Annotated in this window: 18 protein-coding genes; 10 read left to right on the top strand and 8 right to left on the bottom strand. The window is 50.9% G+C overall.

Annotated features, from left to right (window positions below; all coding sequences use genetic code 11):
• Positions 1-175: 175 nt before the first annotated feature.
• The gene (locus DWY55_RS22210) at positions 176-586 is read right to left on the bottom strand and encodes a hypothetical protein (protein WP_004291538.1); all 411 of its coding nucleotides are present in this window, start codon (positions 584-586) and stop codon (positions 176-178) included.
• A 106-nt stretch (positions 587-692) separates the two neighbouring features.
• On the opposite strand from DWY55_RS22210, the gene DWY55_RS22595 reads away from it, so the two are divergent.
• The 9 genes from DWY55_RS22595 to DWY55_RS15485 all read left to right on the top strand — a co-directional run bounded on the left by DWY55_RS22595 (position 693) and on the right by DWY55_RS15485 (position 10,934).
• Positions 693-905: a hypothetical protein gene (locus DWY55_RS22595; RefSeq protein WP_007567577.1), complete on the top strand. Its 213-nt coding sequence runs from the start codon at positions 693-695 to the stop codon at positions 903-905.
• A 550-nt stretch (positions 906-1,455) separates the two neighbouring features.
• A complete protein-coding gene (locus DWY55_RS15445) occupies positions 1,456-3,477 on the top strand; it encodes an LruC domain-containing protein (RefSeq protein ID WP_005837402.1) in 2,022 nt (673 codons plus the stop codon).
• Between the two features lie 145 nt (positions 3,478-3,622).
• Complete coding sequence (locus tag DWY55_RS15455; RefSeq protein ID WP_005837403.1) at positions 3,623-4,102, top strand: hypothetical protein; 480 nt, start codon at positions 3,623-3,625, stop codon at positions 4,100-4,102.
• Positions 4,099-6,330: an adenosylmethionine--8-amino-7-oxononanoate transaminase gene (gene bioA, locus DWY55_RS15460; RefSeq protein WP_120178138.1), complete on the top strand. Its 2,232-nt coding sequence runs from the start codon at positions 4,099-4,101 to the stop codon at positions 6,328-6,330. The genes DWY55_RS15455 and bioA overlap by 4 nt, the downstream gene beginning before the upstream one ends.
• A gap of 107 nt (positions 6,331-6,437) precedes the next feature.
• Positions 6,438-7,628: an 8-amino-7-oxononanoate synthase gene (locus DWY55_RS15465; RefSeq protein ID WP_120178139.1), complete on the top strand. Its 1,191-nt coding sequence runs from the start codon at positions 6,438-6,440 to the stop codon at positions 7,626-7,628.
• A gap of 6 nt (positions 7,629-7,634) precedes the next feature.
• Entirely contained in the window at positions 7,635-8,324 is a 690-nt protein-coding gene (locus tag DWY55_RS15470; protein WP_005831127.1) for a pimeloyl-ACP methyl esterase BioG family protein, read from the top strand.
• Positions 8,309-9,085 (top strand): malonyl-ACP O-methyltransferase BioC, encoded by a 777-nt coding sequence (gene bioC / locus DWY55_RS15475; RefSeq protein ID WP_005831129.1) that lies wholly within the window; start codon positions 8,309-8,311, stop codon positions 9,083-9,085. The genes DWY55_RS15470 and bioC overlap by 16 nt, the downstream gene beginning before the upstream one ends.
• Positions 9,085-9,732, top strand: a complete 648-nt coding sequence (bioD, locus tag DWY55_RS15480; RefSeq protein WP_005831133.1) for a dethiobiotin synthase — start codon at positions 9,085-9,087, stop codon at positions 9,730-9,732. Before bioC ends, bioD begins: the two co-directional genes overlap by 1 nt.
• A gap of 29 nt (positions 9,733-9,761) precedes the next feature.
• The gene (locus DWY55_RS15485) at positions 9,762-10,934 is read left to right on the top strand and encodes a glycosyltransferase (protein ID WP_120178140.1); all 1,173 of its coding nucleotides are present in this window, start codon (positions 9,762-9,764) and stop codon (positions 10,932-10,934) included.
• 5 nt (positions 10,935-10,939) lie between these two features.
• On the opposite strand, the gene DWY55_RS15490 is transcribed toward DWY55_RS15485, so the two are convergent.
• Together DWY55_RS15490 and DWY55_RS15495 are read right to left on the bottom strand one after the other, a co-directional pair.
• Positions 10,940-12,184 carry an ABC transporter permease gene (locus tag DWY55_RS15490; protein ID WP_008664730.1) on the bottom strand — a complete coding sequence of 415 codons (1,245 nt, stop codon included), beginning with the start codon at positions 12,182-12,184 and terminating at the stop codon, positions 10,940-10,942.
• Between the two features lie 108 nt (positions 12,185-12,292).
• Positions 12,293-13,492, bottom strand: coding sequence for a pyridoxal phosphate-dependent aminotransferase (locus tag DWY55_RS15495; protein ID WP_008664735.1), 1,200 nt, complete (start codon positions 13,490-13,492; stop codon positions 12,293-12,295).
• A 262-nt stretch (positions 13,493-13,754) separates the two neighbouring features.
• Here DWY55_RS15495 and DWY55_RS15505 point away from each other — a divergent pair, with 262 nt between their 5' ends.
• Entirely contained in the window at positions 13,755-14,990 is a 1,236-nt protein-coding gene (locus DWY55_RS15505; RefSeq protein WP_005831144.1) for a fucose isomerase, read from the top strand.
• Here the strand turns inward: DWY55_RS15505 and DWY55_RS15510 are convergent, their stop codons facing one another.
• The 5 genes from DWY55_RS15510 to DWY55_RS15530 all read right to left on the bottom strand — a co-directional run bounded on the left by DWY55_RS15510 (position 14,991) and on the right by DWY55_RS15530 (position 22,779).
• Positions 14,991-17,594: a PAS domain-containing sensor histidine kinase gene (locus tag DWY55_RS15510; RefSeq protein WP_008664738.1), complete on the bottom strand. Its 2,604-nt coding sequence runs from the start codon at positions 17,592-17,594 to the stop codon at positions 14,991-14,993.
• A 93-nt stretch (positions 17,595-17,687) separates the two neighbouring features.
• Positions 17,688-18,935 (bottom strand): ABC transporter permease, encoded by a 1,248-nt coding sequence (locus DWY55_RS15515; protein WP_005831148.1) that lies wholly within the window; start codon positions 18,933-18,935, stop codon positions 17,688-17,690.
• A 36-nt stretch (positions 18,936-18,971) separates the two neighbouring features.
• A complete protein-coding gene (locus tag DWY55_RS15520) occupies positions 18,972-20,204 on the bottom strand; it encodes an ABC transporter permease (protein WP_055288606.1) in 1,233 nt (410 codons plus the stop codon).
• Positions 20,205-20,210: 6 nt separating this feature from the next.
• Entirely contained in the window at positions 20,211-21,449 is a 1,239-nt protein-coding gene (locus DWY55_RS15525; RefSeq protein ID WP_008664742.1) for an ABC transporter permease, read from the bottom strand.
• A gap of 31 nt (positions 21,450-21,480) precedes the next feature.
• Positions 21,481-22,779 (bottom strand): ABC transporter permease, encoded by a 1,299-nt coding sequence (locus tag DWY55_RS15530; RefSeq protein WP_120178141.1) that lies wholly within the window; start codon positions 22,777-22,779, stop codon positions 21,481-21,483.
• Between the last annotated feature and the right edge of the window lie 36 nt (positions 22,780-22,815).

Genomic DNA, 22,815 nt, shown 5'->3' on the forward strand with positions numbered 1-22,815 from the left:
TTAGCACAAGGGGGCAGAATCGCTTGGTTTTAGGGGGCAGCTTACACTGGATTTTCCAAGCTGAGGGAGTTGAGTTTCAAACTATCTTATCTGCCTCTCGTTTATCCGACATTTTTTTTATGCGTCTTTCTGTCGCATCGGTCGTTTTCGTTTCGGGTGCTTGAAAAGGTAGGGATTAGGGAATGCAAGGTTTTTCGGTCAAAATACTACCCGCAGGGCTGGAGATTTTTACCGAAAACAGGAGGCTTGACCTTGCTTTCCCGTCCAATCCCGGAATTACCTTTGCGCCCAGAACGAAAATGACTGACTGATGCGGCTTACTGAAAGGCGCAAAATGGAGGTAAACGAAAACAGAGGCAGATTGTGTAGAAAAAAACTTCAGGGGAAAATCCGTAAAAAAAAGAATCACCAAAAGGAAAAAGACATCACCGGAAGCGTGAAAAGGGCAAACCACAACAAAGGAAGTATGATTGTTTCCGATCCGACGGAACTTGTTCAGCCGGGTGGCAACAATCATTCTTCCCGGTTTGTCCGGCTGTGTGTGGGCGCCTGTTTCATTCATGGGGCAGGCTGACACACTCTGCATTCACTTTCCGCTTCCGGCAAAAGAGACAGCGAAAAAAGAAAAATCATTTGAAAACCCGTAAAAGCACCTCTTGGCATAGGCGCAAAAGAAAGGGGCATTGCTTCATCTGTCTAAACATCGTTTAGGCGTGAGGCAATGCCCTTTTCTCCAGCTATGCGGTAGTCGGCACACGTTTGTTCCAAACTCGTTTTGGGCAATGGTGTGCCGACGGACAATACCGCTTTTACGGAAAATTCTTATGAATGAGGGGATAAAAAACGGGAGTTTATATCAAAATCTCGAATTAAATAGCTACTTTTGCATACGAAGAGTTCTTTGAAGGTTACGCAACGCGCAGAAGGATAATGCAGTAGATAACTAACTAAATCGTAACCTATTACTATCAAGAGCAATTAACCTACGCTCATTTCCAATAAATTACACTCTTTTCGTAACTTCCAGGAGCAAATGTACGATGAATATTGCAGATAAAGTTCTTAATGACCATTAAGTCTTGTTATAAAACATGATATTATCTACTGCAAATTTGGAGATTATAAGAAAACACGTACCTTTGCAATGTGTTTTTCATAGTATTAGATTTAAGGTTAACAAAAGATTGGCTGTCTGGGATAGATAGCCTTTTTTTTATGCCCGCACCATTCGATTCATCCAATTAGTATCAATTCACTTTATACAACTTTTTAACCCACCAAAAGTGTTTTTAAACCCCAAAAGTTGTAGATTATAAATACTATGTTTATATTTGCAACATGAAAAAAGCGCTCGAGAAAATGTAGTATCTACAACTCGTCTGTGAAGTAGGTGGCGGTTGTGATATAGACAGCGTTCATAAGACAAACAAGCAAGCAATCTACAACAATAAAAATATGAAAGTTAGACTTATGACGAAAGTTAGTGCTGCAACCCTCATTTCAGCAATTGCCTGCAGCATATTCACGGGATGTACCGAAAAAGACCTATACAATCCCGAACGTGGAAAAACAGAACTAAAGCCGGAGAGCGAATACTTTGACTTTGCAACAACAGCCCAGGTAGCTTTTGACGTGAATTATGGAAAAATCGCAGGAGGCGCATTAATAGAGGTGTTTACAGAAGACCCCATCACCTATCAGACAAACAACCTCTACTCCATCAACGGCGAAGCGGTTTTTAAAATCTTTGCAGATGCAGACGGACGCTTCACCGGCAACGTAGAACTGCCCAAAGCGACAGAAAAGGTATATATCATCTCACAAAGTTGGGGAGCCCCCATGTATGTGGAAGCAGATGTGGAAAATGGCAAAGTGGTGGTAGATATGACCGAAAATAATGCCAACACCCGCTCAACTGCCATGACACGTGCAAAATCCAACCTGACTATCGACCTAAAGGATAGGAAGGAACGGGTATACTCCATCGTTGGATGGGGACAATCTCACGGTGAGATTATTGATAATAATGACATTGTAACTACGGGAAATTTCAATGACGGAACTTTAAAGCAGTTACAACACACACTGTGGAAAGGTTATGACAGCAAACCCAGCAATCTGGACAACAGAGCTTTGGTGAGCGATACAAAGCATGTGAACACCACCATTGCCCAAGCATATATCAACAACCAGGGACAACACGTAACGATTACCGATGCAGAACTGTATCTGACCTTCCTGACCGAACGTGCCGGTTACCTGACTTCCATCGGCTATTATTACTACAAGACCAATGAAATTCCCAACAGCCCTGACAAGGTAGACAAATTCATTATCATTCCCAATGCATCCATTGCAGGAGACGACCCGTATACCGGATGGTCTGGAAGTGGTAACAAATATTCCCGATATGACGCTCCCATACAGAAGAATACAAAAATACAACTTCTGTATCAGGACGAAAACGGTAATGTCTCCACCAAATTCCCGGCAGGATATACCATAGGATATTTCATCATCCCCAATGGATATACCCCCAATAAAGGTATCGACTACTCTATAAATTATATATATTCCAATAAAGAATGGAACAAGATATATGCAGGCCAACAAGCTCGCTTTATCTCCCTCTCCACCAGCAACGGCACGGTAGTCTACGGAGTAGAAGATGGCGATGATACCAGCTACGAAGACATACTGTTCTGTATCGATGCCAACCCCAATGAAGCCATTCAAGACCCGGACCGTCCGGTCATAGACCCGGAAGAGCCTACGGTGACGAGCTCCGAAACAACCTACCGCACGTATGCCTACGAAGACATCTGGCCCAATGGCGGTGACTATGACTTGAACGACGTGATTATCGAACACAAACGGGCCATTTCATTCAACAGCAACAATTATGTGCTGAAGGTGGAAGACACCTTTGTACCCGTACAGCAAAGTGGTGCCGCCACATACTCCAACGCATTTGCCGTGCAATATGTGGCCAGCCAGCGAGGCAGCATAGAACTGCCTGCCGGAGCAGTCGATGAAACAGAGACCTCTTCTGTCATCCTATTCCCCGATGCAAAGTCTGTGCAGGGCAACGAATTTACCGTAACCCGTACATTTGCAGACAACACATTGCCTAAGAAGAATCTGGAGAGCGACTTGAACCCGTTCATCATTGCCCAGTATACAGCCGGAGCCGACAACCGGACAGAAGTGCATCTGCCCAAGAAGAAAGCGACCGGTAAAGCCAACGCAGAGCAAATCGGAGCCGAAGACGATGCCTACTACATCAACAAGGACGGCAAATATCCATTCGCCATCATGCTGCCGGCCACAACCGGCACGGAAGGCCCCATCCGGTTCACTCCGGCAAAGGAAACCGTACGCATCGACCTGGAGTATCCCGATTTCGCCAAATGGGTAGAGTCCAATGGTGCCACCAATAATGACTGGTATCTCTACTACCAGTCGTCCAAAGAGTGAAATCCTACGACATTGCTTAAAGAAGAGCCGCGCAATAGTTGCATTTGCGCGGCTTTTTCATGCATGACCATTACCGTTATGAAATTATTTTTTCTACATTTGCATCCGCTAAAAGGAAACAAAACCGCATCAGGCTGAAAAAAACATGAGGAATACATCACCCGCCGCACCTACCATCCGCTTCCGCCGCTGGAGCAGAAAAGCCTACGCTGCATTTGCCAGCATAGGACGGTGTGTCACCATCGGTTGCCTGCGCAAAAGCGTGGCAGACAGCTCTCTGTCCAAACAGAAGACTGCGGGAACCGCCGGACATGCCGGATGCGGGGAAGAGAGTACCTGGAAAGGAGAAACGGAAGGAAGGGAAACCGACACCGGCATTCCGCTGGGTAGCAGCAGCGTCCTGACAAGTATCCTCACGGAGCCGGGAACGAACCGGCACATTCTTTTTGAAACACAATTCATCCGCCCCTGCGGGAATACGGGCGGACAAGACACATATAGCCTGAAACAAAAGAGAACAAGAGGTACGGATTACCGGAAGCCATGCAGCAGAATGACGAGCTGCACCGCCCCGGCAATCCGTACCTCTGTCTTTATCCATGAACATAACCCAAGAAAGATATGACCCTACAGAAATTAAAGGAACAAGTGCTGCGCGGCAGCCACATCAGTAAGGAAGAAGCCGAATGGCTGGCTGTGCAACCCGACAAGGAAGCGCTATACGAAGCTGCCCACGAGATAACCCGGGCCCGAGCCTCGGAGGAGTTCGACATGTGCTCCATCATTAATGCCAAGTCCGGACGATGCCCGGAAAACTGCAAGTGGTGTGCACAGTCGTCGCACTACAAAACCCAGGCAGACGTGTACGACCTGGTGGACAAAGAAGAATGCCTGCGGCATGCCCGGCATAATGAAGCCCAGGGCGTGGCACGCTTCTCGCTGGTGACCAGTGGACGGAAGCCCTCCTCCAGAAACATGGAGAAACTGTGCGAAGCCGCCCGGCACATGCGCCGGCACTCGTCCATCCAGTTGTGCGCATCACTGGGACTGCTCAACGAAGACGAAATACGGGCACTGCACGACGCAGGCATCACCCGCTATCACTGCAACCTGGAGACAGCCCCCTCCTACTTTCCCCAACTGTGCAGCACGCACACGCAGGAAGAGAAGCTGCGCACCCTGCAAGCCGCCCGCAATGTAGGCATGGACATCTGCAGCGGCGGCATCATCGGCATGGGCGAGAGCATGGAGCAACGCATCGAATTCGCCTTCACACTGCGCGAGCTGGAAGTACAGTCCATCCCCATCAACCTCCTGAGCCCCATCCCCGGCACACCGCTGGAACGGCAGGCACCACTCAGCGAGGAGGAAATACTGACCACCATCGCCCTCTTCCGCTTCATCAACCCGACAGCTTTCCTCCGCTTTGCCGGAGGACGCTCGCAACTGAGCAAGGAGGCCGTAAAGCAAGCGCTACACATCGGCATCAACTCCGCCATCGTGGGCGACCTGCTGACAACGCTCGGCTCGAAAGTGTCAGAAGACAAGGTACTGATAGAAGATGCCGGATACCGGTTCTGCGGCTCGCAGTTCGACAGAGAGCACCTATGGCACCCCTATACCTCCACCACCAACCCGCTACCGGTGTATAAGGTGAAGCATGCCGAAGGCGCCACCATCACCCTGGAAAGCGGAGAAACACTCGTAGAGGGAATGTCGTCGTGGTGGTGCGCCGTCCACGGGTACAACCACCCTACACTGAACCGGGCGGCAGAGAAACAGCTGGGCAAGATGTCGCATGTGATGTTCGGAGGGCTGACACACGACCCTGCCATTGAACTGGGCCAGTTGCTGCTACCGCTTGTCCCGCCGTCCATGCAGAAGATATTCTATGCCGACTCGGGCTCGGTGGCAGTAGAGGTGGCCTTGAAAATGGCCGTGCAGTACTGGTATGGCAAGGGAAAGGCGAAGAAGAACAATTTTGTGACTATCCGTTCGGGCTATCACGGGGATACATGGAATGCCATGTCTGTCTGCGACCCGGTGACGGGCATGCATTCGCTGTTCGGGGCATCATTGCCGGTGCGCTATTTCGTGCCGCAGCCGCGCTCGCGCTTCCACGGCGAATGGGATGAACGGGATACGGTGGAACTGCGGAAACTGGTAGAGGAGCATCACGAGGAACTGGCAGCGCTTATCCTCGAACCTGTGGTGCAGGGCGCTGGCGGCATGTGGTTCTACCACCCCCAGTACCTGCGCGAAGCGGCACAGATATGCAAGGAACATGGCCTGCTGCTGATATTCGATGAGATAGCCACGGGCTTCGGACGGACGGGAAAACTCTTTGCCTGGGAGCACGCGGGTGTAGAACCGGACATCATGTGCATAGGAAAGGCCATAACGGGCGGATACATGACGCTGTCTGCCGTACTGACGACGAATGAAGTGGCGGATACCATCTCCAACCATACACCGGAGGTGTTTATGCACGGACCCACCTTTATGGGGAATCCACTGGCATGCGCCGTAGCGTGCGCTTCGGTGAAGCTGCTGACCTCGCCCGAATACGACTGGCAAGGCAAGGTGACTCGCATCAGCCGGCAACTGCAAGAAGAGCTTGAACCGGCACGCCGATTACCGCAAGTGACGGATGTACGTGTGCTGGGAGCCATCGGGGTGATTGAGACAAAAAAGCCCGTAGACATGGCGTGGATGCAAAAACGCTTCGTTGAGGAGGGAATCTGGGTACGCCCGTTCGGAAGATTGGTATACCTGATGCCTCCGTTCATTATAGAGCCGGAACAGTTGAGGAAGCTGACGGGAGGGTTGATGAAAATTATAAGAATGTGCTAATATGCTAATGTGCCAATTGGCTGCGCAATGTTTACGCTGCGCTATCACGCCGCAGGTCATTGGCATATTAGCACATTAAAACCACATTGGCACATTTTAAAAGAATTATGAATGCAATAGAATATATGCAGCAAGAGCTGCAAACATTGAAAGAACACAGCAACCTGCGCCGCCTGCCGCAACTGACACACGAGGGACGCACGGTTATAGCCGATGGCCGGCATATGCTGAACCTTTCGTCCAACGACTACCTGGGCCTGGCTGCCGACCGCCAGCTAAAGGAAGAATTCCTGCAGACACTGACACCGGACACCTTCCTGCCGACTTCCTCCTCCTCCCGCCTGCTGACGGGGAACTTCGGGATTTACGAAGAACTGGAGACGGAACTCGCCACACTTTTCGGCACAGAGACAGCACTGGTGCTCAATAGCGGCTATCATGCCAATATGGGGATTCTACCCGCCGTGAGCGATGCACAAACCCTGATATTGGCAGACAAGCTGGTGCATGCCAGCATCATCGACGGCATCCGCCTATCCACCGCACGCTGCATCCGCTTCCGCCACAACGACCTGGTACAACTGGAACGCCTGCTGGAACAACACCATGCAACATTCCGGCAATTGATTATCGTCACAGAAAGCATCTTCAGCATGGACGGTGACCAAGCCGACCTCACGGCATTGGTGCGTTTGAAAAAAAGATACTCCAACGTACTGCTCTATGTGGACGAAGCCCATGCATTCGGCGTAAGGGGACCGCGCGGTCTGGGCTGCGCCGAAGAAACCGGATGCATCCGGGATATAGATTTCCTCGTGGGCACCTTCGGCAAGGCAGCGGCGTCTGCCGGCGCATACATCGCCTGCTGCCGGACGATACGCGAGTATCTCGTCAACCGGATGCGAACCCTCATCTTCACCACGGCATTGCCTCCGACAAGTATTGCCTGGACACTGTTTATCGTACGGAAACTTGCCGGAATGCAGGACCGCCGCGAGCATCTGGCAAGAATCAGCCGGACGCTGCGCGAAGCATTACAAGCCAAGGGGTACGGATGCCCCAGCGCAAGCCATATCGTCCCCCTGATTATCGGCCCCAGTGCCGACACTGTGCTGTGCGCAGAGTTGCTGCAGAGGCATGGGTTCTATGCACTGCCGGTACGCCCGCCCACAGTGCCCGAAAGGACATCACGCATCCGCTTTTCGCTGACGGCAGACATACGGGAAGATGAGATTGGAGAACTGATACCCCTTATTCCCCTAAAGGAAGAGAGGAATACTAACGCTATACGATTCTAAAAACAGATGAAACAAAGTTACATTATACACGAGCATCATCCCCGGCTATTGCTGTTCTTTGCCGGCTGGGGAGCCGATGAGACGCCTTTCAAAATGTATCGTCCGGCAGCCAGCGACTTCATGGTGTGCTATGACTACCGCACACTGGATTTTGACGCCTCCGGACTGGAAGAATACCGCGAAATCAACCTCATCGGCTGGTCTATGGGGGTATGGGCGGCTTCGCAGACCGTGCCACAGCTCTCATCGCCAGGTACGTCCGGCGAAGGTATCCATATGGCAAACAGCATCGCCATCAACGGAACGCCCTACCCCATAGACCAGCATATGGGCATTCCACCCGCCATCTACCACGGGACATTGGACGGACTGACTGGGGCTTCACTGCACAAATTCCTCCGCCGCATGTGCGCCAACGGAGCAGCCTTCAAAGCTTTCCTGGAAATCACCCCCCGCCGTCCGCTGGAAGAGTTGAGAGATGAGTTGACGGAGATTGAGAAGATGTACCACACACTGCCTGCTGCCACCTTCCATTGGCAGCAGGCAGTAACGGGAGGCAACGACCGCATCATTCCACCAGCCAACCAGCTGCAAGCCTGGGAAATACTCGGCACCCCCGTACTGCAAACGGAGGATGCCCACTACCAGGAAGAGTTATTCAGACATTACCTGCAAGACCTATGGACAAGCCACTGAACCCGATGGACAAACAACTGATAGCCGCCCGCTTTGCCAAAGCCCGGAATACCTATACCCGGGAGGCCCGCGTGCAGCAACAAGTCGCCGAGAAGATGATGCAGCTCATAAAGGAACCATACACACGTTTCCGCCGTGTCGTAGAGTTTGGCTGCGGAACGGGAAGCTACTCACGTATCCTCCTCCACACCTTGCAACCGGAAGCTCTGCTGCTGAACGACTTGTGCCGGGAAATGGAGGAGTGCGTCAAGGAACTTTGCGACGGCACTACCGTGCAGTTCGTCCCCGGTGATGCCGAAGCCATCGACTTCCCCGGAGAAACCGACCTGATAACCTCGTGCTCCACCCTGCAATGGTTCAACGACCCAGGTGCTTTCTTCACCCGCTGCCACCAAGCACTGGTGGCAGACGGCCTGCTTGCCTTCAGCACCTTCGGCGCCACAAACATGCACGAAATACGCCAACTGACTGGGCACGGGCTGGACTATCTCTCCGTTGAGGAGCTGCAAGCCCTGCTGTCTCCCGGTTTCGATATTCTTCATGCCGAAGAAGAGGTGATATCCTTGCCCTTCCCCACTCCCCAGGCAGTGCTGAAGCATCTGAAGCAAACCGGAGTCACGGGTACGGAAAAAAGGATGTGGACGCGTAGTCGCCTGCAATCCTTCTGCAAAGAATACACAACCCGGTTCAGTGATGCCGCAGGCAACGTAAGCCTGACCTATCACCCTATTTATATCATCGCACGAAAAAAAACAAAATAATGGAAACAAAAAACATCTACTTCATCAGCGGCATTGATACAGATGCCGGAAAAAGCTATTGCACCGCCTGGTACGCCCGTGAGCTTATGCAACGCGGCCTGCGCGTCATCACCCAAAAATTCATCCAGACCGGCAACACCGGTCATTCCGAGGACATCGACCTGCACCGCCGCCTCACCGGAACCGGCTACCTGCCGGAAGACAAAGAGGGGCTGACCATGCCCGAGATATTCTCCTATCCCTGCTCTCCCCACCTCGCCGCCCGCATAGACAAGCGCCCGATAGACTTCGGAAAAATAGAGCGTGCCACCAGGGAACTTTCCCATCGCTATGATACCGTGCTCGTAGAAGGCGCCGGCGGTCTGATGGTTCCCCTTACCGAAGATTTCCTGACGATAGACTACATTGCGGAGAAGCAGTACCCGCTTATCTTTGTCACCTCCGGAAAGCTGGGCAGCATCAACCACACCCTGCTGAGCTTCGAAGCCATCAAGAACCGGGACATCGCGCTCGATACGGTACTCTACAACCTCTATCCCACGGTAGAGGACAAGACTATCCAGGAAGACACGATGAAATACATCAAGCAGTATTTGTCCAAGCACTTTCCCGGAACAAAGTTTGAGGTAGTGCCGGAAATTGTGTAAATTTGCAGCACATAAACGTCCTACTGCACATGGAAGCATTTACATTAGATTCAACTGAAATTATCGTACTCGCTACGGCGGGTGGTCTGTTCCTTATTCAAATTATCTACTACCTCTGTCTCTACAACCGTATTCATGCGCGCAGCCGTGCCGTGAAGCAGGGAGACACGCACTTCACCCAGGAACTGCCCCCCATATCCGTCATCATCTGCGCCCGCGAGGAATCCGAGAATCTGCGCCGCAACCTGGGCGCCGTGCTGGAGCAGGACTATCCCCAATTTGAAGTCATCGTCATTAACGACGGCAACACCGATGAGAGCGAGGATTACCTGACCATCCTCGAGGAGAAATATCCCCATCTCTACCACAGCTTCGTACCCGATTCCTCCCGTTACATCAGCCGCAAGAAGCTGGCCGTGACGCTTGGAATCAAGGCCAGCAAATATGAATGGCTGGTGTTTACCAATGCCAACTGCATGCCCCAAAGCAACCAATGGCTGCGACTGATGGCACGCAACTTCACATCACGTACCCAAGTGGTGCTGGGATACAGCGGCTACGAACGCGGCAAAGGCTGGCTGCACAAACGGACGGCATTCGACAATCTGTTCACTTCCATGCGCTATCTGGGATTTGCCCTGGCAGGCAGCCCCTACATGGGCATCGGGCGTAACCTGGCCTACCGGAAGGAACTCTTCTACCAACAGAAAGGATTCTCCGCACACCTCAACCTGCAACGGGGAGACGACGATTTGTTCATCAACCACGTGGCTACCCCGGAGAACACGCGGGTAGAAACGGATGCCAATGCCATTGTGCGCATGCAGCCGCTTCTGCGTACCAAGGACTGGAAAGAAGAGAAAATAGGCTACGCCTCCACAGCACGGCTGTATCATGGAATGCAACGCTGGCTGGCCGGTTTTGAGACCCTGACCCGCCTGGCATTCCACGCATCCTGGATAGCCGCGATGGTCATCGGCATTCTGCACTTCCACTGGCTGGCAGCAGGCGTCGCTTTTCTTTTGTTCCTGTTCCGTTTCACCATGCAGGCAGTCATTGTCAACAAGACTGCCCACGACCTGGAAGAACAGCGCAGATATTACTTCACACTACCGGCTTTCGACCTATTGCAGCCGATACAGTCTTTACGTTGGAAATGGTACTGTCTGTTCCGCAAGAAAAGCGATTTTCTGAGAAAGTGATTCTCTTATTCGTAACGGATGGAAGTTGCCGGATGGATGCGTGTAATCAGGAATGATGGGCCCAGCAACATCAGGACCGAAGCCAGCAATGTGCCGGCATTCAGCAGCAGGAACAGCCAGATATTGAAAGATACCGGAACAGTAGCCATGTAATAGGTTTCAGGGTCGAGCTTGAACAAGCCGGACCAGCGCTGCACGAAATAGAACGCAAGGCCGATTATGTTCCCCCAAAGCATGCCTTTCCCAATGAGGAAGACCGAAAACCAAAGGAAGACTTTACGGATGGTAAAGTTATTGGCTCCCAAAGACTTCAGCACGCCTATCATGGAGGTACGCTCTATGATGATAATCAGCAGGCCGGATACCATGGTGAAACCCGCCACCCCAATCATCAGAATGAGAATGACCCAGATGTTGACATCCAAGATGCCCAGCCAGGCAAAGATTTGGGGATTGAGCTGCTCTACATTACGGACGCAATACTCGGCACCATAGCGGTCGGGATTCTCATCCGTATCGGCAGCTATCTCATAGGTGGTTTCTTCCAGCTTGTCATAATCGCGTATTTCCAGCTCCACACCGCTCACCTGGTCCGGCTCCCAGTTGTTCAGGCGATTCACCAGATAGAGGTCGGTAAGCAGGAATAGGTTGTCGTATTCGGAGAAGTTGGTTTGGTAGATACCTACAATCTTCAGGCGGCGAGCACGCACATCGTCCTGGATGAAGTAGGTGTCTATCTTGTCACCAAGTTTCAATTGCAGCTTGTTGGCAAGAGACTTTGAGATGACTACGCGGTTGGACGAAGCGGAATCGCTGAATTGCGGAAACTCCCCCTCCAGCAGATGGCGGTGGAAAAAGGTGCTGTCATACTCCTGCCCCACACCTTTCAGCACCATTCCCTGAAAGGCATCGGCGGTCTTTATCATCCCCGGCTTGGTGGAGTAGCGTTGTACATGCTTCACTTCGGGATAATCGGAAAGCGCAGCCATCATACTGTCGCCCACCACCACCGGGCGCGTCTCATAAGAGCGTGCAGCATCCAAGTTGCCTATCTGGATATGGGCACCGAAACCCACGATTTTATCCCTCACCTCGCTCTTGAAGCCGACAATGACGGACACGGCAATAATCATCACCGCCAGTCCGAGAGCAATACCCACCATGGCAATAAGGACAGCCGGACGGGAAACTTGCTTGCCCGGCTCCGAGTTGCGATAAATGCGCAACGCTATAAAGCGAGATAAGTTCATGGGCCATTATTTTTTAGGCGCAGATTACACGGAAGATTTGAAACAAACGTCTTTATCTTAAGTTTTCCGTGTAATCCGCGTAATCCGCGCCTAATGAATTATTTCATTTTATTCGGTTCGTCCCGGATAGGCTTCCAATGCTTTTTGCAATACAAACAAGGCGCGGTTCAAGTCATCTTTCTTCAGTACGTATGCGATACGCACTTCGTTGCGACCGGAACCCGGCGTAGTATAGAATCCGGAGGCAGGCGCCATGAACACCGTCTGTCCCTCGTACTCGAACTCCGACAGACACCAGGCACAGAACTTGTCCGAATCATCTACCGGAAGCTTTGCCACCGTATAGAAGGCTCCCATCGGGATGGGCGAATATACGCCCGGTATACGGTTCAATCCGTCAATCAAGCATTTACGGCGTTCTACATATTCATCGTATGTGTCGCGCAGATAATCCTCATCGGCATCCAGCGATGCTTCTGCGGCAATCTGGCCAATCAACGGAGGACTGAGACGCGCCTGGCAGAACTTCATGACAGCATCCCGGATTTCCTTGTTCTTCGTTATCAGGGCACCGATGCGGATGCCGCACTCCGAATAGCGCTTGGACACGGAATCAATCAGCACCACATTGTTCTCAATGCCCTCCAGATGGCAGGCAGAGATATAGGGAGAACCCGTATAAATAAATTCACGGTACACCTCGTCCGAGAAGAGGAACAAATCGTACTTCTTCACAAGGTCGCGAATCTGGTTCATTTCACGGCGTGTATAGAGGTAACCCGTAGGATTGTTGGGATTGCAAATCAAAATAGCACGCGTGCGCTCGTTAATCAACTCCTCGAACTTCTCTACCTTGGGCAACGAGAAACCCTCTTCGATGGTCGTGGCAATGGTGCGTATCTTGGCTCCGGCAGAGATGGCAAACGCCATATAATTGGCATAGGCCGGCTCGGGAACAATGATTTCATCCCCCGGATTGAGGCAAGCCAGGAAAGAGAACAACACCGCCTCCGAGCCGCCGGAAGTGATGATGATGTCGTCTGCAGTCAGATTGATATTGTACTTTGCATAGTAACCCACCAACTTCTCTCGGTAACTGCGATATCCCGCACTGGGACTGTATTCCAGAACTTTCCGGTCGATGTTCCGTATCGCTTCAATCGCGACTTCCGGAGTAGGCAGGTCGGGTTGACCGATGTTCAGGTGAAATACATGTATACCCCTCTGCTTGGCAGCATCTGCCAGAGGAGCCAGTTTTCTGATAGGAGATGCGGGCATCTCCATTCCGCGAATAGATATTGTTGGCATGAGGTTTATTTACTATTTGACGATTTATGATTTACTATTTAATAGAGTATTTATAGGTGATATTGCTATCACTTTATCATTAAAGTTGCAAATGTAGCGAATTATTTGAAACCAAAAGGAAGGCAAGACCATAAAAACTTTAAAAAACTTATCTATCGTAAAAACTCTATGATATGTAAACAGAAACTTGTATCTTTGAAAAAGCAAACGAGCCAAGTAGAATCAATTGTAAATAGTAAATAGTCAAATAGTAAATAACACCATGGTCATCAACCTTATAACTTTTGCTTCCATACTGCATAAACAAGCATCAGTCCGTAGCTCCCACGAAGTGATATTGACTGAATTGGAAAAATACTTTACCGTCAACTTCATTGATTACAAAGACATAGACAAGTTATCACCCGATGACTTCAGTATTATATTCATTGCCACCGGAGGTGTGGAACGGCTGGTAATCCAGCATTTCGAATCCCTTCCCCGCCCCGCCATCCTCTTGGCAGACGGCATGCAGAACTCACTGGCCGCCGCTCTCGAAATATCTTCCTGGCTGCGCGGCCGGGGAATGAAAAGCGAGATTCTTCACGGAGAGCTCCCCGAGACCATCAAGCGTATTTTTGTCCTGCACAGCAATTTCGTGGCACAACGCAGCCTTTTCGGCATGCGCATCGGCGTAATGGGCACTCCGTCCAGCTGGCTCGTTGCCAGCAATGTGGATTATCTGCTTGCCAAACGCCGCTGGGGTATCGAGTACACAGACGTCTCATTGGACCGCATTTATGAATACTACGGACAGATAACGGACGACGAGGTGGGCGAAGCATGCGCCGGACTGGCAGGAAAAGCGCTTGCCTGCCGAGAGGCAAGCCCCGAAGACATGATAAAAGCCATGCGGCTGTATCGAGCCATCAAGAGGATTGTAGAGGAAGAGCGACTGAGCGCCATTACCCTCAGCTGCTTCCGCCTGATAGACCAAACGGGAACCACCGGCTGCCTTGCCCTTGCCTTGCTGAACGACGAAGGAATCATTGCCGGATGTGAAGGCGATTTGCAATCCGTCTTCACCATGCTGGCCGTAAAAGTGCTGACGGGGAAAAACTCCTTCATGGCCAATCCTTCCATGATAAATGCCCGTACCAATGAAATCATATTGGCACACTGCACCATCGGCATCGCACAAACGGAGCAGTTCATCATACGCAACCATTTTGAGACGGAAAGCGGCATCGGTATTCAGGGAATCCTGCCGACGGGAGATGTAACCATCGTAAAATGCGGAAGCGAAAGCCTGGACGAATATTACTTGAGCACCGGCACGCTTGTTGAGAATACAAACTACATCAATATGTGCCGCACCCAAGTGCGGATAAAAATGAACTCCCCTGCCGACTATTTCCTCAAGACACCGCTGGGCAACCACCACATCATGCTGTATGGCAATTACGAGGATATATTGGAAGAGTTCCTGCAAGCCAATGCCTGCAAACGGATTGAATGATTACTCGTTCGCATCCGGTATCACCACCTCGAAACGCGTTCCTTTTCCCAACTCTGAGGAGACCGAGATAGAACCATGCAGGCGGTCTACGATGGTCTGGCAAATGCTCAGCCCCAAACCGGCGCCCTGCGTAAAGCTGTCTTCTTTGTAAAAGCGTTCGAAGATATGTTTCTGGGCGTCTTCAGAGATACCGCTTCCCGTGTCTTCGACAAAGATGGTGGTATATCCTTCCCGGTTCGTGACATAGCCGAAGGTGATGCTGCCCGTTACCGTGAATTTCTTGGCATTGTTTATCAAGTTGTTCACGACCTGCTTCAAGCGGACGGAATCGGTGATGACCAATTTGTCTTCCCCTTCCGGAATCTCTATACGCAGCTCTACATCCCGAGGCATACTCAGACGCTGGGATTCATGGACCTCCTGCATGATAAACGCCAGGTTGAATGCTCCGAACTTAAAGTCCATCGTGCCCGATTCTATGCGCGAGAGGTCCAGAATATCGTTTATCAACGCCAGCAGCAATGTACAGTTGATGTTGATTGTTTCGACGAACTGCTTTACCTCTTCCGGAGAAAAAGCGTCCAAATCCTTCAACAAATCCGAGAAGCCGACAATGGCATTCAAAGGGGTGCGTATCTCATGGCTCATATTGGCAAGAAACGCAGATTTGAGCTTGTCGGCCTGCAAGGCACGGTCACGTGCGGCAATCAAGGCCTCTTCCGTATCCTTGTAACGCTGGATGCTCTGGCATACTCCCAATACCATGTATGGGGTATCAACCGTCAGTCCGTCATAAGCGGTACTGCGGAACTCCCACCATTCATAGCTCCCATCCGCACTCTTCAACCGGAAACTCATCCGTGAATTGATTTCATTGCCCAACAGAATGGCATCAAAATTCCTGCGCGTATGCAGCAAGTCTTCCGGATGTATAAGGGTGTCCATCTCATCACGTGCCAGCAAGTCCGTATCATCGGTATACCCGAAACGGCGCAGCAATCCACCCGGGAAATGGAAACGGTTCATATGCATGTTGTACTGCCACGGATAAATGGAGCTTTCCTCCACCGCCATATTGAAGAAGCGTCTCTGCATCTCTTCTTCGGAGATATTGCGGCATACAATCGCCATTCCCGTCATCTTTTCATTGGCAAAGATAGGTACTACCTCGCCGGAAACGGGGAAATACGTTCCCTGATGGTTTTCCTGCATGAAGGCTTTCTCCGGAATAGAAATAGGTCTCTTTCCGGTACGTACTTTCTTCAACAAGTCCTGCAGGATGTTTTCTCCATTCATGTAAATCCTGAAAATGGAGCCGGCCATCTGCCCTTCATAGAAACGGGACGTATAGGTTTCGGAAGAAAGTCCCAACATCTGTAACAACGGACGGTTGACAAAATGGATGCGCAGGTCGGTATCATACGTAATCAAGCCGTCGCGAATGGAACAGAAGATATTGTCGAACTCGTCGCGCTGCTCCACCAGGCGGTGCTGTATCAACAAGCGGGTCTGGGCATGTATGCGCTTACGCGACTCCCTGCGGTTGGCACGGAAAAGCCAGGCAACCAGCAGCACCAATGCCCCGACAATCAGCGAATAGAACAGAATGAACCAGACACGGTAACGCTCCATCAACGGTATATTCAAAATGATGCCCTTGCTCTCCGCACGGTTCGTGTCCACACGGAAAAACTGCAACTGTTTGTAATCGAACAGCAACTTGCCCCCAAAGTCCTTTACTTCCAATGAGGCGGGTGACTTGCCCTTCAAAATACTTGCAGCCTGCCGGCCGGCAGCAAAAGCATCCTCTCCGGGAACGGCATCATACACACACAGAACACCGTTCGTCATAGCCAGGTTCTGGCTGGTAAACACGGGGGCCTTCAACTTCAAGGAAAGAAAGGGAATCCATTTGGGAGCAATGACAATATGCTTGTAGGCATTGTAGTCATAGCAAATGGAAGTGATGATAGAGTTCAAGGACTTGGCCTGCACATTCAGCACTTTCAACTCATGCTCCGGATAGTTGCTCTTTATGCGTTCCCAGGATTCCTCCACAGCCTTAACCCCTTTAAGGCTCAGGAAACTGCTGTCGGACAGACAGACCAACTCCCTGCGGGAAGGAAACATGCGGACAGCCGCATCCAGCAAGACATCGAAATCCGTTTTCGAAACATAGCCGGAGACGTTGGGCATTCTTTCAAAGACTCTCTCATCCGGGTATTTGATACCCGAAACCACTACCGGTATCTGATAAGGCAGGGAATCACCGCAATGGGTCAATGTGAAGAAAGCCTCATCGCTGGAGGTCACAATCAAGTCCGTTTTCCGTTGCCTGGCACGCTCGCAGATGCGGCGCATGATGAAGCACTCGGAAGCGAAAGACCAGTAATCGGCATTCAGATATTCAGTAGTGATATTGGCTTTAACTCCCCCCTTGTCCAGTCCGTTCTCCAAATTTTCTGTCAGAAGGCTGTGCCAAGGAGTATTTTTTGTATAGGACTGTATGAAAAGTACATTGTACGTACGTTCCGTAGCCGAAAGTGTTCCCGACATCAACCACAACAAGCCTGCAAACAATGGAAAGAAAAGGCGTTTCATCATAATATAGATTTTGTATACTCAACGCAAAACTCTTATTCGTCACGCAAATATACAAGTTATATTGAGAATGAGCACAGATTATTCAAAAAAAACTCACTCATCGTGCAATGCTTCGGCAGGCTGTACCTTCATGGCCCGTGAAGCCGGATACCAGATTCCTGCAATCACCATCAATGCCATCAATATCCAGACAATAGAAACGCATATGACAAATCTCCCCCAAGTGGCATCCGTGGCTTCCGTAAAAGTGACATCTGCCATAACCATATTGATACATATCATCAAAGCGGGGATGGAAGCAAGTGCCAACAGCAGCAACCCTTCACCCAGCAATTGCCAGCGTATTCTTCCGCGGCTGCTGCCCATGGCCATGCGCAAAGCAATCTCGCTGCGGCGATGGCGGGTACGGAACCAAAAAGTTCCCATCAGCCCGATGAATACATTGAAAACAAAGAATATCACAATGAGCCTTGCGCTGCGGATATACGGGGTGATTCCTTCGGCAGCATCCCGCTCTATCTTCTGGTCCTTATAGCTCTGTATGTCGAAAAGATAGAATGGAGCGACCTGCAGCTGCGACATCATATCCTGATAAAAACGAGCTGCAAAATTATCCGTATCCGCCTCCGGACGTATCCGTAGGGAGATGAACGGGAGGTACTGGTCCTCATAGAACCAACCGGGGAAAGGAGTCAGGACAAAAGGTCCGTAACGGGCATAGTCATCCGTCTTCTGCAAGGCACAGACTGCAGAGACACGGTAACGGAGACCTCCGCTGTAATAATCCAGAAACTCGCGGCCCACCGCCCCGGCACTTGTCTGAAAAAGACTGTCTGCCAAATCACGGGTCACCACGGCAGGCAGAGGACTGGCAGTGGAATTCCAATCCGAGACATTCCCCTGCAACAGCGGAATGCGCATGACGTCGAAATATTCGGGAGACACATAGCGCACTGTAGTCTCGACAACATGCACGCTGTCCGTCGTATACCCCTGGTAAACACGCCCGCGGGTATAAGTATCGGTACCCAGCCACGTGGCAGCACTTTCCACTGCAGGATATTGCCTGATACGCCGGAGCACTTCCTCCATCGGCTTGAACCAGAAGGTCTGCAGGCTGTCTTCCGACGTGCACGGCACTATCTGTGTGGGATTGCAGGAAATCCTTATCTTATAGACATGCTCCAAATCATACCCCTTAGGCTGCCGTTCTGCATGGGCAAAGCCATAGAGTACATCCACACAATACCACATCAATGTAAATACAATCAACAGCTCGGCAAACAGCCAGCCGTTACTGCGGCGCTGGTTCCATATCTGGTGTAAAATAGAATGTATCATACTCGTTACTGTTTTAATTGGGATTCGTTTATCCGCTCATTCTCCGCCAAGAACCTCGGCTATAGGGCGACGGGTGGCATGCCAGGCAGGAATAAACACAGAAAGCAGGTTGAACAACAGACACACCACCAATACAGCCACGAAAACCGCAGGACGGAGGAAGAGCCAGACGCTTACATCAAAATTCGTTCCGGGAGCACCATCGCCAAGCATCCAGTCCTTACCCAGCCATAGGAATATGCACGAAAAGAGAAAACCGAGCAATGCGCCGGCAAATGCCAAGGCCAGGTTCTCGCGGAGCAACTGCACCATCAAGGTAGAACGGCTGGCGCCGTATGCTTTCCTTACCGCAAGCTCAGCCATGCGACGGGACATTTGCGAAGATATAAGTCCGCTGACATTGATAGCGGGCACAATAAGCAATATCAAACCCAGGATGATGCAGGTTACGGCAGGACTCATCGTGTCATTACGGAAGAACTGCCGTTCCGTATAGGTGCTGAGGTCGGGAAGCTCCAGTTCATATTCGACCAGTATCTCGTTGAAGCGGGCAAGCGACTGTTCTATCTGCCGCTTGAGTTCCTCTCTGCCGACACCGGGCTTGACAAGGGCCACAGCCTCGAAATCTCCCCGTAGCCCTTCACTGCCCAGACCGGAATCCCGGGTGGAATAAGGCATCCACAACTCTCCATAGGCAAATGTGAACAGAGAGCTCACATCCTTGGTGACCCCGACAATGCGCTTAGGGCGAAAGTTGACAAAATAATTTTTGCCAATGGCTGCTTCGGCAGACCCGAAAGCTTCGCGAGCAAGCTGTTCGCCTATAACCACGACATCCCGGCAAGCATCGAACTCTTCGGTACTGAAAAGACGGCCCGCCACAAGAGGGATATCGTAGACACGCCAATAGTTCAAATCCACCTGACGAACCGTACGGCGCATTCCCCGCACGGGCGAATCCCCACAGTATCTAAGATAGGTAGGTCCCAGATAGGTGACAAGTTCCGCACCCGGAAGTTCTGCGAAAATAGCGTTGACAGCCCGATAAGACATGCCCGTATTGGAATTGCTGTGGTCGGACTTGCGGTAAGAGTATCCATAAGAGGAATATACCATACTACTGCGGCGCGACTCGGGAGCTAAGTCAGCCGTCTGGATGTCATACACCATGTAAATGACCATGACAAAGGTGATGCTCACTGCCGTACCGATGACGGAAACAGCACTGAAAAAGGGATTCTGGCGGATAAGAGCTAAAATTTGTTTCATAGCTTTCTATTCATCGTGCAATGCTTCGGCAGGCTGCACCTTCATCGCCTTGCGGGCGGGAATACCTATACCGATGACAATCATTAGGGCAATCAGCACAAAGCTGATGGCGGCACATAGCAGCAGGCGGTCCCACTCCAACGTCGTACCGTTCCTCCAGGAGTTCAACTCCAGGTGTGCAAGATTATAATCGATGAGCAATGCAACGGGGGTGACAATTGCCAACAACAATATCCCTTCACTAAGCAGCCGGCTGAAGATGGCACGGTCTGTCGCTCCATGCGCTTTGTGCAGTGCTATCTCCGAACGGCGTTGCTGCGTACGGAACCAGAATGTTCCGAGCAAGCCGAGGAAAATGTTCAGCAGCAGGAATCCCATACCCATCACATAGTTACGGATGTCATTGGTCCATGCCTGCTGGTAGTTGCGACGAATATCCTTGAAAGAACGTATCTCCGAAATGAAGATATTGCCTATGCGGAACTGGCTCTCACTGTCTGCCTTCAGCCTCTCAATGAAGTCATTGTCCTGCCCTTCACGGACGCGGACACAAAGTTCGAGACCGATATAGTAGAAACTCTGCTTCACCATCATGGAATATGAGCTTCGCGCCTGGTCATAATCGTGATAGCGTACATTTTGCAGTGCAGCACCCAGCCGGTAGGTCTTCGTAGTATCACCAAAAAGATAGAACCGCTGGCCTACGAGATCTGTCATCCGGCAGTCGTATTTCCGGTAGAGGTTATCCGAAGCCATAAACTCCCCGCGCTCCAACATTTCAGCCAATTGTTCGGGTGTCTCGCCACGCGTGCCCCGATAGCGGAATACACGGGGAAAGTCCGGTGTCACTAACCTGCGGATGGTCCAACCGGGAGAACGCAAAGTGTCATAGCTTACTTCAGCGCCTGAATTGCTTCCGTTGTAAGGATACGAATTCTGCGAAAGGCTGACCGCTTCTATCTCCGGCCGACGACGCAGACGCTCCAACAACTCGGCTATGTCATCGTGGGTCTGCTGAGAGGTATGCCCGGCTATGTAGTCGGGACTTTTGGGTGTCAGTTCCCCCAACTCTATAAGGTAGCAGTGCTCTATATTAAAGCCTCTCGGCTCCAGATAGGTGGCGGCGCGCGTGTAGAGATAGTCTACCACGTACCACATCACTACACTCACTACCAATAACTCCAACACCAACCATAGGTTTGAGAGCCATTCATTCTTTATCTGTGTAAGAAGTTTCTTAGTCATTTTCTTCAATGATTAATGTTTTGTGATGGAGTTATTTATGCAAACGTCCGCCCAATGCATTTACAATCCCTATTCTTGATGCACGCCATGCGGGAATACCGGAACTTAGTAAGTTCAGCACAAAGCAGAACAACAACGCCCAGCCAAAGGTGGAGCCATGCAGCAATATGCTTGCATCCACTGCCGGAGGACTCAGCGTCTGGCTGAATTCCTGCGCAAACAGCAGTGTATTTCCCAAATAAGCGAATGCTACACTCAGCAACAATCCCATCACCCCTGCCAGCAATGTCACCACCAGATTTTCTGCAATGATTTGCCCCATCAGTTCCAGTCTCGTTGAACCGAATGCCCGGCGCACACCAATCTCTGCCACACGCTGGCGCAGACGGCTCTGCGTCATCGAGCTGAGGTTGATGGCAGGAACAATCAGTAGAATAATGAAGATAATGAGACGCTGCCTGCGTGCCTGGTCCACGTCCGGTTCGATGTTGGCAGCCATTCCTGCGGCATTTTTCTCCTGGTCATAAGGACGGTTACGGTAAATCAACGAATAACCATTCTCGCCAATTACAGTGTCGTACTCCTGACGGCGGCGTTCCGTCTCCTCACGAATAGCGGGAAAATCATCACGGCTTTTCGCCAGAATGGTAACGCTCATCATCCCCATATGCTCATCACTCCATGTGCTTTTCGTTATCTCAGTAGAAGTATAGGGCACCCATACCTGCGCATAGGCAGTGTTGGCCAAAGTAGAAACATCCTTCACTACACCGGACACTGTATAAGGAGCATGGTTCAAAAGGAATTCGCGACCAACAGCCTCCGTTGTCTGGAATAACCTGCGCGCTACACTTTCCGTAATTACCGCTACGGGTAGTCCGGCATCGAATGTAGCCTGGTCATAAGGTTTCCCGGCAACAAAAGAGAAATCAAACACACGCCAGAAAGTATCATCTGTCTGCAACAGGTCGATACCCGTTGCAGGTTGTCCCGGCAGATTCACGGGGGTAGAAATGACCATACAGGTATAAATCGTTACTGCTTCGGGGGTCTTCAGCAATTTGAAGCACTCAAGCGCAGTCTTTATCCCCATCGGTCCGTTGGAACTGTTTCCCTCTCCCCAGCTTTTGTTGGTGATGCTCATATAATGCACATGTAGAAAGCGGTCGCGGTTGCTCTCCGGAGCAAACGGAGCTACCTTCACCTGCTGCATCATCACCACCAGCATGATGAGGAAGATGGCAAGTGCCGTACCGGCTATGCTGACGGCACTAATCATCGGTTGCTGCCGCAACTGTGCCCAGGCTTGTGTGAAGTATTGCTTTATCATATTGATATTTACGATTAGACGATTTACTATTTACGA

The sequence above is a fragment of the Bacteroides sp. AF25-38AC genome (assembly GCF_003602995.1).
GTDB classification, from domain to species: domain Bacteria; phylum Bacteroidota; class Bacteroidia; order Bacteroidales; family Bacteroidaceae; genus Bacteroides; species Bacteroides uniformis.

What these genes read in the sequence shown, in the direction of transcription:
- DWY55_RS15490 (WP_008664730.1), bottom strand. Translation starts at nt 12,184, where the DNA reads ATGAACTTATCTCGCTTTATAGCGTTGCGCATTTATCGCAACTCGGAG.
- DWY55_RS15485 (WP_120178140.1), top strand. Translation starts at nt 9,762, where the DNA reads ATGGAAGCATTTACATTAGATTCAACTGAAATTATCGTACTCGCTACG.
- DWY55_RS15510 (WP_008664738.1), bottom strand. Translation starts at nt 17,594, where the DNA reads ATGATGAAACGCCTTTTCTTTCCATTGTTTGCAGGCTTGTTGTGGTTG.
- DWY55_RS22210 (WP_004291538.1), bottom strand. Translation starts at nt 586, where the DNA reads ATGCAGAGTGTGTCAGCCTGCCCCATGAATGAAACAGGCGCCCACACA.
- DWY55_RS15530 (WP_120178141.1), bottom strand. Translation starts at nt 22,779, where the DNA reads ATGATAAAGCAATACTTCACACAAGCCTGGGCACAGTTGCGGCAGCAA.
- DWY55_RS15495 (WP_008664735.1), bottom strand. Translation starts at nt 13,492, where the DNA reads ATGCCAACAATATCTATTCGCGGAATGGAGATGCCCGCATCTCCTATC.
- bioA (WP_120178138.1), top strand. Translation starts at nt 4,099, where the DNA reads ATGACCCTACAGAAATTAAAGGAACAAGTGCTGCGCGGCAGCCACATC.
- bioD (WP_005831133.1), top strand. Translation starts at nt 9,085, where the DNA reads ATGGAAACAAAAAACATCTACTTCATCAGCGGCATTGATACAGATGCC.
- DWY55_RS15520 (WP_055288606.1), bottom strand. Translation starts at nt 20,204, where the DNA reads ATGAAACAAATTTTAGCTCTTATCCGCCAGAATCCCTTTTTCAGTGCT.
- DWY55_RS15505 (WP_005831144.1), top strand. Translation starts at nt 13,755, where the DNA reads ATGGTCATCAACCTTATAACTTTTGCTTCCATACTGCATAAACAAGCA.
- DWY55_RS15515 (WP_005831148.1), bottom strand. Translation starts at nt 18,935, where the DNA reads ATGATACATTCTATTTTACACCAGATATGGAACCAGCGCCGCAGTAAC.
- bioC (WP_005831129.1), top strand. Translation starts at nt 8,309, where the DNA reads ATGGACAAGCCACTGAACCCGATGGACAAACAACTGATAGCCGCCCGC.
- DWY55_RS15470 (WP_005831127.1), top strand. Translation starts at nt 7,635, where the DNA reads ATGAAACAAAGTTACATTATACACGAGCATCATCCCCGGCTATTGCTG.
- DWY55_RS15455 (WP_005837403.1), top strand. Translation starts at nt 3,623, where the DNA reads ATGAGGAATACATCACCCGCCGCACCTACCATCCGCTTCCGCCGCTGG.
- DWY55_RS15465 (WP_120178139.1), top strand. Translation starts at nt 6,438, where the DNA reads ATGAATGCAATAGAATATATGCAGCAAGAGCTGCAAACATTGAAAGAA.
- DWY55_RS15525 (WP_008664742.1), bottom strand. Translation starts at nt 21,449, where the DNA reads ATGACTAAGAAACTTCTTACACAGATAAAGAATGAATGGCTCTCAAAC.
- DWY55_RS15445 (WP_005837402.1), top strand. Translation starts at nt 1,456, where the DNA reads ATGAAAGTTAGACTTATGACGAAAGTTAGTGCTGCAACCCTCATTTCA.